The 12,182-nt window shown below is 71.6% G+C and carries 10 protein-coding genes; 3 read left to right on the plus strand and 7 right to left on the minus strand.

Annotated features, from left to right (window positions below):
• Positions 1-49 precede the first annotated feature (49 nt).
• Positions 50-1,420, plus strand: coding sequence for an FAD-binding oxidoreductase (locus ACFWUY_RS13550; protein ID WP_384106760.1), 1,371 nt, complete (start codon positions 50-52; stop codon positions 1,418-1,420).
• Between the two features lie 52 nt (positions 1,421-1,472).
• Here the strand turns inward: ACFWUY_RS13550 and ACFWUY_RS13555 are convergent, their stop codons facing one another.
• From ACFWUY_RS13555 to leuA, 3 genes are all read right to left on the minus strand, one after another.
• Entirely contained in the window at positions 1,473-2,165 is a 693-nt protein-coding gene (locus tag ACFWUY_RS13555) for a TerB family tellurite resistance protein (RefSeq protein WP_384106762.1), read from the minus strand.
• Between the two features lie 131 nt (positions 2,166-2,296).
• Positions 2,297-3,661 carry a choice-of-anchor A family protein gene (locus ACFWUY_RS13560; protein WP_384106764.1) on the minus strand — a complete coding sequence of 455 codons (1,365 nt, stop codon included), beginning with the start codon at positions 3,659-3,661 and terminating at the stop codon, positions 2,297-2,299.
• 247 nt (positions 3,662-3,908) lie between these two features.
• Positions 3,909-5,672, minus strand: a complete 1,764-nt coding sequence (gene leuA, locus ACFWUY_RS13565) for a 2-isopropylmalate synthase (RefSeq protein WP_384106766.1) — start codon at positions 5,670-5,672, stop codon at positions 3,909-3,911.
• Between the two features lie 298 nt (positions 5,673-5,970).
• Between leuA and ACFWUY_RS13570 the strand changes: the two genes are divergently transcribed.
• Entirely contained in the window at positions 5,971-7,023 is a 1,053-nt protein-coding gene (locus tag ACFWUY_RS13570; protein ID WP_384106767.1) for a M4 family metallopeptidase, read from the plus strand.
• A gap of 20 nt (positions 7,024-7,043) precedes the next feature.
• Positions 7,044-7,295, plus strand: a complete 252-nt coding sequence (locus ACFWUY_RS13575) for a protealysin inhibitor emfourin (RefSeq protein ID WP_384106769.1) — start codon at positions 7,044-7,046, stop codon at positions 7,293-7,295.
• A 13-nt stretch (positions 7,296-7,308) separates the two neighbouring features.
• Here the strand turns inward: ACFWUY_RS13575 and ACFWUY_RS13580 are convergent, their stop codons facing one another.
• The 4 genes from ACFWUY_RS13580 to ACFWUY_RS13595 all read right to left on the minus strand — a co-directional run bounded on the left by ACFWUY_RS13580 (position 7,309) and on the right by ACFWUY_RS13595 (position 12,019).
• The gene (locus ACFWUY_RS13580; RefSeq protein WP_384106771.1) at positions 7,309-8,643 is read right to left on the minus strand and encodes a TerD family protein; all 1,335 of its coding nucleotides are present in this window, start codon (positions 8,641-8,643) and stop codon (positions 7,309-7,311) included.
• A 39-nt stretch (positions 8,644-8,682) separates the two neighbouring features.
• Positions 8,683-9,633 (minus strand): GTPase Era, encoded by a 951-nt coding sequence (gene era, locus ACFWUY_RS13585; protein ID WP_106978595.1) that lies wholly within the window; start codon positions 9,631-9,633, stop codon positions 8,683-8,685.
• 21 nt (positions 9,634-9,654) lie between these two features.
• A complete protein-coding gene (locus tag ACFWUY_RS13590) occupies positions 9,655-10,623 on the minus strand; it encodes a WxL protein peptidoglycan domain-containing protein (protein ID WP_384106774.1) in 969 nt (322 codons plus the stop codon).
• Positions 10,624-10,684: 61 nt separating this feature from the next.
• The gene (locus ACFWUY_RS13595; protein WP_384106776.1) at positions 10,685-12,019 is read right to left on the minus strand and encodes a beta-xylosidase; all 1,335 of its coding nucleotides are present in this window, start codon (positions 12,017-12,019) and stop codon (positions 10,685-10,687) included.
• Positions 12,020-12,182: the final 163 nt, after the last annotated feature.

Below are 12,182 nucleotides of genomic sequence, written 5' to 3' on the forward strand. Positions count from 1 at the left end.
GGCGGTTCGGGCGATGCGCATCCCCCGCCGACCGGGCTACACCGGAACCATGACCACCACCACCGAATCCCTCGACACGCTCCGCGGTGCCGTGCGCGGCACCGTCGTGACCCGCGGCGACCCGTCGTACGACGTGTCCCGCCGGGTCTACAACGCCCTGCACGACCGCCGCCCCGCCGTCGTCGTCCACGCCGTGGACCCGGCCGACGTGATCGCGGCCGTGCTGTACGCCCGCGAGCACGACCTGCCGCTCGCCGTGCGCGGCGGCTCCCACTCCGTGGCCGGCTTCGGCACCGTGGACGACGGTCTCGTCGTCGACCTGTCCCGGATGCGGGGTGTCCGGGTCGACCCCGAGGCCCGTACCGCGCGGGCGGAGGGCGGCACCACCTGGGGCGACTTCGACCACGCCACCCACGCCTTCGGTCTTGCCACCACCGGCGGGGTGATCTCCACGACCGGCGTCGGCGGTCTGACGCTCGGCGGCGGCATGGGTCACCTGGCCCGCCGCTGCGGCCTGAGCTGCGACAACCTGATCGCGGCCGACGTGGTGACCGCCGAGGGCACCCTCGTCTCCTGTGACGCGGAACGGCACCCGGACCTGTTCTGGGCACTGCGGGGCGGCGGCGGCAACTTCGGGGTCGCCACCTCGCTCGCGTACCGGCTGCACCCGGTCGCGGACGTCTTCGGCGGCCTGACCTGCTACCCGCTCGACGGGGACGTGGTCCGCGCGTGGGCGGAGCTGATCGCGGACTCCCCCGAGGAGCTGAACGTGATCCTGGTCCTGGCGCTCGGCCCGGAGGAACCGTTCCTGCCCGAGCGCTGGCACGGCCGCCCGATCTGCGCCGCTTTCACCTGCCACAGCGGCCCGGCGTCGGAGGACGACAAGGTCCTGGCCCGCCTGGACGGTCTCGGGCCGGTGATCGGCCGGTTCATGGAGCGCATGCCGTACCCGGTCGTCAACACCCTCTTCGACGAGCAGCTGCCGCCGGGGCTCCACCACTACTGGAAGGGCAACTTCAGCCGCGAGATGTCGGACGGGGCCATCGCGGCCCACATGGAGTACGGCGCGACCATGCCGTCCCTGGAGTCGGACACGGCGATCTTCCCGATCGACGGCGCCTGCCACCGGGTGGGTCCTGAGGACACCGCGTTCGCCTACCGGGACGCCCGCTTCTCGCACTCCTTCGGCGGCACCTGGACCGACGCGGCGGACTCGGAGCGGAACATCGCCTGGACCCGCGCCTACGACAGGGCCCTGCGCCCGCACACCCAGGAGGGCGGGTACGTGAACTTCATGGACACCGACGACCAGGACCGGGTGCGGGTCAACTACCGGCAGAACTTCGACCGGCTGCGGACGGTGAAGCGCCGGTACGACCCCGACAACGTGTTCCGGCTCAACCAGAACATCGTCCCGTAGGAGTCCGGCAGGAGTCCTCTACGGCAGGAGCCCCCTACGGGAGGAGTCCCTACTACGGCACGGTCCTCGCCGAGGCGAGCAGCCGGACGGTGTCGTCGGGAGCGAGCGCGAGCGCGTTCCCGACGGTGCCGAGGACCTCCCGCTCGGCCGGGCTGTAGATCCCGTCGGCGAGGGCGATCCGGGCGGCCTGGAGCAGGATCGACTCACGCCCGGCGGGCGCCAGGTGCGGGGTGAGCGGCTCCAGGGCCTCGTGGAGCTCGATCGCGAGGAGCGTCCCCTCGGGGTTCACCTCGGGCATGAAGCGCCCGGTGTCGGCCTCCAGGGCCTCGACGAGGTCGACGAGCTGGACGGCCGTGCACTCGGCGAAGCCGGCGGACCGGACCGCGCTGACGGCGCGGTCGAGGACGGCGCGCGAGTCGGTGCCGCCGGCCGCGAGCACGGCCAGGGCGACGGTGTGCACGGCGTCCCTGAGCATCGCGGAGAAGCGGCTCGTCGTCGGGTGGTCGAGGACCTCCGTACCGAAGTGCGTGTGACAGGCCGCGCACTCGACGACGGGGCCCGTACAGCCGCGGGGCAGGACCGGGACGCCCAGGACGGCGAACCTGCGGCGGCCGGTGCGCCGCCGGTAGTTCCGGTCGCCGCCGCACTCCTCGCAGAAGAACTCGCCGTCACCGACCGTGTTCCAGGAGGTACGGATTCCGCAGACGGCCACTTTCCCACCACGTGAATTCCGGGCAGACGGCATACGCACCTCCTCAACGGCCCGGCTGCACTGCCGGCGTGGGCGTGATGTTAGCCACATCCTTGATGTGGCGTCAGCACCCCGTCAGGAGTTCGCCCCGGAGTTGGCCGAGACACGTCACCCTTCCGAGCGCCTCAGGAAGCGCGGCGGCGACGCTTTGCGAAGGCCAGGAAGCCTCCGCCGACGAGGACGGCCGCGATCGCGGCACCGATCACACCGGGCCCGATGGCCGAACCGGTCGTCGCGAGATCACCCTCCGGGGTGGCGGAGGGCGCCGGGGCCGGCGTCCCGGCCGGGGCGGTCGCGGTCTCGCCCGGGGCGGCGGGCGTGGAGGGCGACGCGGCCTCCTGCGGCACCGTCGGCGCCGTGGGCGTGGAGCCGTCCTTGCCGGGAGTGGACTCCGGGGTCGTCTCGGGGGTGGTCTCCGGGGTGGCCGGCGGCGTGGGGACGGGGGTCTCGGTCGGCGTCGGCGTCTCCGGGGTGACGACCGGCCCCGGCTTCGTCCCGCCGGGGAGGCAGCCGGCGAAGTTCATCTGATGGGTCTCGGCGCCGGGAACGGTGAGCAGCTCCTCGGCGATCACGGAGCCGTTGACGTGACCGGGGCCGATGCCCTTGCCGCCCATCTCGACGGTGGCGTTCGGGGCGAGGATCGTGCCGGGCCAGGAGGTGTAGTTCTTCCTGACGCTCTCGGCCTGCGGGAAGTTCCACAGCAGCTGGGAGCGGATCTGCCGGAAGTCCTCGCTCGCCAGGGCGTAGTCGTCGATGACGGGGGCCGTACCGTCCGCGCCCTGGTAGTAGACGCCGTAGGTGGCGGACTTGTTCATGTCGTACGAGGCGCCGAGGACGTTCACCAGGGTCGACGAGCCGACCGGGACCTTGAAGGTGATCGCACGGACCTTCTCCAGGTCGGCGGCGTTCACGGCGAAGACGTTGAGCTCCGGGTCCGTGCCGGTGAGGAAGAGGCCGTCGCCGGAGCCGGCGGCCGTGCCGTTCGGCTCGACGCCCGCCCAGCCCGTGGACAGCGCGCGCAGCTCGGTGAACTCCTTCGCGAAGTCGACCGGGGAGGCGCCCTCCTTCACCTTGCCGCCGTCGACGCCGAAGCCCTGTCCCGGCGTGGAGAGGTCGACGACCTTGCCGGCCGTGCCGGTGCCGTGGTCCAGGACGACCTGGTTCGCGTACAGCGTGCCGCCGACGACGAGGCTGTGACCGCCGGGCAGCGCGGCCAGGTCGGCGCCGGTGAGCTCGTGGCCGATCGAGAAGCCGGAGGACTGCTTCGGGTCGCCGAAGCGGGCGTCGCCGCCGACGGCGACCGCGCCCTCGGAATCGGAGTGGCGGGTGGAGTCCTTCTCGACGAACTCGGCGTAGAGACCGGCCGTGCCGAGCGGACGCGTCACGCACTCCGCGGTGGTGGCGGATCCGGCGGCGGAGGCGGCCGGGGCCCAGGCGAGGGCGGCGCCGGTCACCGCGAGAACGGTGGCCACGGCAGCGGTCGTGCGCATGCGGAACTCCAGGTCAGGGAGGTGCGAAGGGGGCGCGTGGGGGGTGTGTCCGAAGGGACGAGCCGACCTTCCGCCATTCCCCGACACACCGTCAACTGACCTCATATGAGGCTGATTCCGGCATGGCGGGATCATCTTCCTTAAGTGAATCTGAAACCGTGACGCGGCTCACACGTGACGCTGCCCCGCACCTCGCGAGGAGGTACGGGGCAGCGGTCGCGGTACGGGGCAGCGGCTTCCGAGCGGGTCAGCGGGCGGAGCGGTTGACCGCCGAGATGACCGCCTTCAGGGAGGCGCGGGTCGTGTTGGCGTCGATGCCGATGCCCCACAGGACCTGGCCGTCGATGGCGCACTCGATGTACGAGGCGGCCTGCGCGGAGGCGCCCTCGCTCATCGTGTGCTCCTGGTAGTCCAGCAGGCGGGCGTCCACGCCGATCGCCTGCAGGGCGGCGAAGAAGGCGGAGATCGGGCCGTTGCCGGAGCCGGTCAGGACGGTGTCGACGCCGTCGACGACCGCCTCGACGGTCAGGGTGTCGGTGCCGTCCGTGTCGGAGGTGGTCTGGCCGGAGCGCAGCTGGATGCGTCCCCAGGCGTTCTCGGGGTTGGGCAGGTACTCGTCCTGGAAGACGGCCCAGATCGCGGCCGGCGTGACCTCGCCGCCCTCGGAGTCGGTCTTCTGCTGGATGATCTTCGAGAACTCGATCTGCATCCGGCGGGGCAGGTCCAGCTTGTGGTCGTTCTTCAGGACGTACGCGATGCCGCCCTTGCCGGACTGCGAGTTGACCCGGATGACGGCCTCGTAGGAACGGCCGACGTCCTTCGGGTCGATGGGCAGGTACGGCACGGCCCACTCGATGTCGTCGACGGTGACGCCCTTGGCGGCCGCGTCGGCCTCCATGGCGTCGAAGCCCTTCTTGATGGCGTCCTGGTGGGAGCCGGAGAAGGCGGTGTAGACCAGGTCGCCCGCGTAGGGGTGGCGCGGGTGGACCTCCATCTGGTTGCAGTACTCGCTGGTCCGGCGGATCTCGTCGATCTGCGAGAAGTCGATCTGCGGGTCGACGCCCTGCGAGAACAGGTTCATGCCCAGGGTCACCAGGTCGACGTTGCCGGTGCGCTCGCCCTGCCCGAACAGGCAGCCCTCGATGCGGTCCGCGCCGGCCATGATGGCCAGCTCGGCGGCGGCCACGGCCGTACCGCGGTCGTTGTGCGGGTGGACCGACAGGCAGACGTGCTCGCGGCGGGTCAGGTTCCGGGACATCCACTCGAACCGGTCCGCGTGCGTGGACGGCGTCGAACGCTCCACGGTGGCGGGCAGGTTCAGGATGATCTCGCGGCCGGGACCGGGCTGCCAGACGTCGCAGACCGCCTCGCAGACCTCCAGGGCGAAGTCCAGCTCGGTGTCGGTGAAGATCTCGGGGCTGTACTGGTAGCCGAAGACCGTGCGCTCGTCGAGCAGCTTCTCCGCGTACTCCATCACCAGACGGGTGCCGTCCACGGCGATCTGCTTGATCTGCTCCTTGGAGCCGCGGAAGACGACCCGGCGGAAGGTGGGCGCGGTCGCGTTGTACAGGTGGACGGTGGCGCGCTTCGCGCCGACCAGGGACTCCACGGTCCGCTCGATCAGGTCCTCGCGGGCCTGGGTCAGTACGGAGATGGTGACGTCGTCCGGGATCGCGCCCTCTTCGATGATGGAGCGCACGAACGCGAAGTCGGTCTCGCCGGAGGACGGGAAGCCGACCTCGATCTCCTTGTAGCCCATGCGCACCAGCAGGTCGAACATCTCGCGCTTGCGGGCGGGGCTCATCGGGTCGATCAGGGCCTGGTTGCCGTCGCGCAGGTCGGTCGACAGCCAGCGGGGAGCCTTGGTGATCCGCTGCTCGGGCCAGGTGCGGTCGGGGATCTCGACGGCCTCGTAGCGGCCGTACTTGTGGATCGGCATCCCGGACGGCTTCTGCAGCTGCGTCGCGTTGGTGACGGGCGTGGGGCGGCCGATGAAGGGGGACTGGCTCATTGCGTTGGGCTCCTCGGAATCCTGCGAGAGGGAGGGACGGCCGACTGTCGAACGCAACACCAGGTCCCGCGGGGAGGGGGTCGGCCTACGACTACAGGCCCTCGCCGCGGCAGCTAAGGAGAAGCAGCCCGAAACGCATGATGTGCCGCAGCCTAGCTCAGGGACGCCGCAGACGGACGTCCTGTTCCAGTATGCGGGACGGCCCGCGCGTCAAGGCTGATCAGTGACGCATCACTCCATTTCGCCAATCCTCATCGCACATCGTGACAGCGCCTTCACGCAGTGCCACATTTCAGGGATGACTCCCCACACGCCCGCCTTCTGCTCGATCGTCCCCCCGCACCTCCTGGAGCACCTGGCGCACTCCTCGAACCCGGCCGTCGCCGCCGCCGCCCGCCGCACCCTGATCGCGGACGCCTCGGCCCGCGCCTTCCGGGTGCTGCCGCTGCCCGGCGCCGCGCCCACGCTCGCCCCCACCGAGGCCGGCCGGCCGCACCGCACCGTCTACGACTGCCGGCAGGGGACCGACCTGCCGGGCGAGCGGGTCCGCGCCGAGGGCGAGGAGGCGACCGGTGACGCCACCGTCAACCGGGCGTACGCGGGCCTCGGCGCCACCTTCGACCTCTTCCTGAACGCCTTCGGGCACGACTCGATCGACGGCGCCGGTCTGCCCCTGCACGCCTCCGTCCACTACGACGAGAACTACGGCAACGCCTTCTGGAACGGCGAACAGATGGTGTTCGGCGACGGTGACGACGAGATCTTCCTCGACTTCACCCTGCCCGTGGACGTCATCGGCCACGAGCTGGCCCACGGCTTCACCCAGTACTCGGCGAACCTGGAGTACTTCAGCCAGTCCGGCGCCCTCAACGAGTCCGTCTCCGACGTCTTCGGCTCACTCGTGAAGCAGTACGCGCGCGGCCAGAGCGCCGAGCAGGCCGACTGGCTCATCGGCGAGGGCCTCTTCCACCCGAACGTGGAGGGGACGGCGCTGCGCTCCATGAAGGCCCCGGGGACCGCGTACGACGACGACGTCCTCGGCAAGGACCCGCAGCCCGCCCACATGGACGACTACGTCCGCACCGGCCGTGACAACGGCGGGGTGCACATCAACTCCGGCATCCCCAACCACGCCTTCTACCTGGCCGCGACAGAGCTCGGCGGCAACGCCTGGGAGCGGGCCGGGCGGATCTGGTACGACGTGATGACCGGCGGGACCCTCACCCCCGAGGCCCGCTTCTCCGAGTTCGCGGCGGCCACGGTGGCGGCGGCGCGGGCGCGGTTCGGCGACGGGGCGGAGATCCAGGCCGTCCTGAAGGCCTGGTCGGCGGTGGGGGTGCCCACCGACTGACCGGCTGGTAGACAGGGCCCATGCGGATTCGAGTGCGGCGCACGGGCGGTTTCGCGGGCATCGAGCGGTCGGCGGAGGTGGACACCGCCGACCCGGACCTGCGGTCCCTGTCGCGGGAGGTCCTCGCCGGAGGCAGCGACGAACGCCGCGGCGTCCCGGACGGCTTCCTGTACGAGATCACGATCGACGGCGTGACGATCCGCTGCTGCGACCCCGACCTCACGGCCGCGCAGAGGACCCTCATCACGAGGGTCCTCAAGGAAGGCGCGTAGGTACGGGTAGGTACTAGCGGGAGGCGCGCCGCCAGAATCTGTTCTCCTTCGGCGGCCGGACCTTCAGGGTCCAGTCCCCGTCGGCGCTGACGAGCTGCACGAGCAGGGGCCCCTCGGGCAGGGGGCGCGTCTCCCGGGGGAACCTGCTCGCCTCGTTGGCGAGCAGGTGGTCGCGGCCGTCCGGCTCGTAGCCGTGCACGTTGAACCACTCGAAGCCGAGCCTCGTGCGGAGCCGGGAGGTGAGCAGGCCGGCGGGGCCCGTGTACAGCAGCACGTCGGAGCCCCGTCCCTCGGCGGTGCCGTCGAGGATCTCCAAGGTGCTCACCGGGCGGACGGCGACCGTCCACGGCTCGCGGGAACTCACGCGCAGGCGGAGCGGGGCCTTGCCGTCGTACCGCAGGACCCGACGGGCCCCCTGGTCCTTCACCAGCGTGTTCGCGAGAAGGGCGTCGCTGTCGCCCTTCTCGTCGATGCTGTGCACGGCGAAGTAGCAGTCGCCCTTCCGGGTCGATTCGACGACGACGTAACCGGCCGGGATCGGCACGTCGACGGTGATGTCGGCCTTGCCCTCGCCGCTGCGGACGAACTCCGGGAAGTCCTGTCCGAAGAGCTCGGCGTCCGACCGCGGGCCGGTCCCCGGGGGCCGCTGTACGGGGACTCGCGGCGTTGTCCGTACGGAGGCGGCCCCGGCCTCGGCCTCCCGGACCTTGGCGAGGAGCTCTTCGGGGATGGTCTCCGGCGAGGCGCCGGAGGAGGCGGGCTCGTCGTCGTGCACGGGCTCGTCGTCGGGGGCGACCTCGGCCTCGGCCTCCGGGTCCCTGCCCACGATGCCGAAGTCCTCGGCGAGGCCGACGAGGCCGGAGTCCCACCCCTGGCCCACGGCGCGGAACTTCCACGCCCCCTCGCGCCGGTAGAACTCGCCGAGGACGAACGCCGTCTCCGTGGCCGCGTCCTCCACCTCGTACAGCGCCAGCTGTTCGCCCGTACCGGCGCTGATCGTCCGTATGTGGAGTCCGGGCACCTGGCCGAACGTCCCGTCCTCGCTGGAGGCGGTGATGGCGATGCGCTGGACACCGGGCTCGACGAGCGCGGTGTCGATCTCCAGCCAGTCGGCGACCCGCTGTTCCTCGTCCCGCACCTGTCCGATGTGGCGGACGGCGCCGGACGGGTGCGTGAGCTGGTTGTAGAAGACCAGGTCGCCGTCGCCCCTGACCCGGCCCGTGGCGTCCAGGAGGAGCGCGGAGGCCTCGACCTCCGGCACCCCGTCACCGCCCGCCCGCCGGACGACCGCGACCCGCCACACCTGCCCGGGGACCGGCAGGTTTCCCCCCTTGATGATCCTTGTCACCGCGTCATGCTGGCACGCGGGACGGGGGGTGTCGACGGGCTAGAAGCCCAGCTTCCTCAGCTGCTTGGGATCCCGCTGCCAGTCCTTCGCGACCTTCACGTGGAGGTCGAGGAAGACCGGCGTGCCGAGCAGGGCCTCGATGTGCTTGCGGGACTTCATGCCGACCTCCTTCAGGCGGCTGCCCTTGGGGCCGATGATGATGCCCTTCTGGCTGGGGCGCTCGATGTAGACGTTGGCGTGGATGTCGAGCAGCGGCCGGTCCGCCGGGCGGTTCTCCCGCGGGATCATCTCCTCGACGACCACCGCGATCGAGTGCGGCAGCTCGTCCCGTACGCCTTCGAGCGCGGCCTCGCGGATCAGCTCCGCGACCATGACCTGCTCCGGCTCGTCCGTCAGGTCGCCCTCCGGGTAGAGCGGCGGGGACTCGGGGAGCAGCGGGATCAGCAGGTCGGCGACGAGCTGGACCTGCTTGTCGCCGACGGCCGAGACCGGGACGATCTGCTGCCACTCGAAGCCCAGCTCCTTGCCGAGCTGGTCGACGGCGATGAGCTGCTCGGCGAGCGTCTTGGAGTCGACCAGGTCGGTCTTGGTGATGATCGCGACCTTGGGGGTCTTCTTGATCGCGGCGAGTTCCTTGACGATGAACTTGTCGCCGGGGCCGAGCTTCTGGTCGGCGGGCAGGCAGAAGCCGATGACGTCGACCTCGGCCCAGGTGGTGCGCACGACGTCGTTGAGCCGCTCGCCGAGGAGGGTCCGCGGCTTGTGGAGCCCAGGGGTGTCGACCAGGATCAGCTGCGCCTCGGGGCGGTGCACGATGCCCCGGACGGTGTGCCGGGTGGTCTGCGGCCGGTTCGAGGTGATGGCCACCTTCTGGCCGACCAGAGCGTTCGTGAGGGTGGACTTGCCCGCGTTGGGGCGGCCGACGAAGCAGGCGAAGCCGGCCCGGTGGACGGCTTCGGTTTCTTGGTTGCGAGCGCTCATGGGGGCCATTGTCCCCGATGAGCGCCCACCTCACGTACCCACGTGCCTGTCCGGCCCCGCACGGGCCGCCCGGCGCCGTCGTATCCGCAGGCCGGAGAGGCCTGCGGCGCCTCCCACGAGCAGGGTCGCGGCGGCGAGCCAGGGCAGCGCGAGGAAGGACACCGCGCCGGTCTCCCGCACGTCCTTCGCGGTGGCGGTGAGGGTGACGTCACCCCAGTCGAACTGCGGGGAGCCGGTCCACCGCTCGGTGAGCCGGATCTTCTGGCGGGGCAGCAGCTCGGACGGCACCTTCGCCAGGTCGCGGGCGAGGAGGGTGCGGCCGAAGAGGCCTTCCGCGCGGAGCGCGACCTTGGGGTTGAGGGTGACGTTGCCCCGGTTGTGCAGGGTGTACGAGACGACGGCGCTGCTCGTACGGGTGCCGGGCACCAGCGGCCGGTCCTGGTCGAGGGTGACGTCCTCGACGGCCAGGGCGGGCACCGTCGGCCCGCTGACCCGCAGGTAGAGGCGGGCGGCGACCGCGCGCTGGACGCCGACGGCCACGGAGCCCTTCGCGCCGGGGCTGATCCGCTCGTCGAGGGCGACGAGGGCCCCGGGGTGGTCGCCGGGGTCGGCGTCGGCGGGGACGGTCAGGGTGTACGGGACGGTGACGGCGGAGCGCGGCGGGACGGTGATCCGGGTCCGCTCGGGCTTGATCCAGGCACCGGCGCCGGTCTGCTCCTCCCGCTGGGTGCGGACGGCGAAGCCGCCGTCCCGGTCGGTGTTGTAGGCGTCGGCGCCGTAGAGCCGGAAGGTCAGCGGGGCGGCCGTCTTGTTGGCGACGGTGACCCGGTCGGTGAGGGTGGACCCGGGGTCGGCGGTGAGGAAGAAGTAGGGGCGGCTGCCCAGCTGGACGGCGGCCGGGTAGACGGCCCACTCGCCGTTCTCGGCGGCCCGGGCGTGCGGGGCGGGGCCCAGGAGCAGGAGCAGGGCGCTCAGGAGGAGTACGTACAGCGTGCGCACGAGTCGGAACCCCCGGGGTGCGGAGCGGGCCGGCCGGGTGCGCGCCCGGCCCGCACGGTGGTCAGGACAGGGTCAGGGTCAGCACGCCCGCGTACGCGCCGGGCGCGGTGAACGCCGGGACGTCGAGGGAGAGCCCGGCGCCGACGGTGAACTCGCCGCCCGTGAGGGTGCCGTTCGGAGTGGAGGCGAGGGTTGCGCCGCCGCTGCCGACCGGTCCTGACGAGCCGGCCGCGCAGGTGCTGGGGCTGCCGGCCTTGGCGGTGCAGGCCGGGGTCCAGCTGAGGTTCCCGGCGCCGATCGAGCCTCCGGAGCCGGTGAAGTCGGTGACCTTGCCGGTGAGGGACCAGCCCGCGGGGCCGCCGCGGAAGTCCTTCACGGTCACCGCGTTGAGGTCGCCGGTGGCGGCGCCGCCCTGGCCGAAGTCGACGGAGGACAGCTGGACGGCGTCCCCGGCCTGGGTCATGGACAGTTCGCCCGCAGTGACGGCCGCCGTGATCGTCTGACTGTTCGGCGGGGCCGGGACGACGACCTTGTACGCGGCGGGTCCCGCGCCCTTGTCGGGGTCCCAGGCCGCGCCCTCGTACGCGACGATCCCTGTGGTCGCCACGTCGTTGACCTTCAGGCGCGCGGCGAAACCGCCCTCGCTGTCGGTCGTGACGGTCATCCGGTCGGCGGTCTCCGCCGCTCCGGCGCGGCCGGCGACGGTCACCTCGGTGAGCGGGGTGAACTTGGCTCCGTTGACGGTGACCCGGACGCCGGCGTCTCCTGAGGCGCTGTCGAGCTGGAGCGTGCGGGCGTTGGGGCTGGTGACGGGGCTCGCGACGACCGTCTCGGAGACCGGGGCGGGCGGGCTGAGCACCGTACAGGGGGTGTCGAGTTCCATGAGGTAGCTGGTGTGGATGTTGTAGTCGCCGGGCGAGAGGGTGATCGATCCGGCCTGGGTGACCGTGAAGGTGCCGGTCATGGAGAAGGCCGGGAAGGAGCCCTTGCCGGGGACCGGTGGGTTCTTCTTGGGGCCCGTGACGCTGATCGCGCCGGTCTGGGCGCCGCCGACGACGACCTTGCCGCTGGGCGTCATGATGTCGGCCGGGAGCGCGAGGTCGACGGGGTTGGACGCGGCGGGCTTGGTGATCGTGTAGGTGACGGTCACGGTGTCGCCGACCTTGGGGCTGCTCTTGTCGACCGTGATCGCGGCGGTGGTGGTGCCCTCGATGGGCGGGATGCCGGCGATCGGCGGCGGGACGCAGCGCGTGGGGAACTGCACCTCCGCGGAGGCGCTGGTCGCGCCGGCCGGAGCGGCGAGCGCGCCGCCGCCGGCGAGTGCGAGGGCGGTGGCGCCGAGGACGGCGGTCCAGCGCCGTCTTCGGGCCGCCGCCCGGGATCGGGTGAGTGCCATGGATGTGCCCCCTCCTGAGGGATGAGTGGGCGCCATTGACGGCTGCGGACTCCGATAAGTCAATGCACACGAAAGACATCGACTGATGTGCCGTCAGTTACTGTCAAGATCGCCGCACGGCGGACGTTTCCCCAGGTCACGACGGAGATCACGGCGCAGGTCA

Source organism: Streptomyces sp. NPDC058664 (assembly GCF_042716635.1).
Classification (GTDB): domain Bacteria; phylum Actinomycetota; class Actinomycetes; order Streptomycetales; family Streptomycetaceae; genus Streptomyces.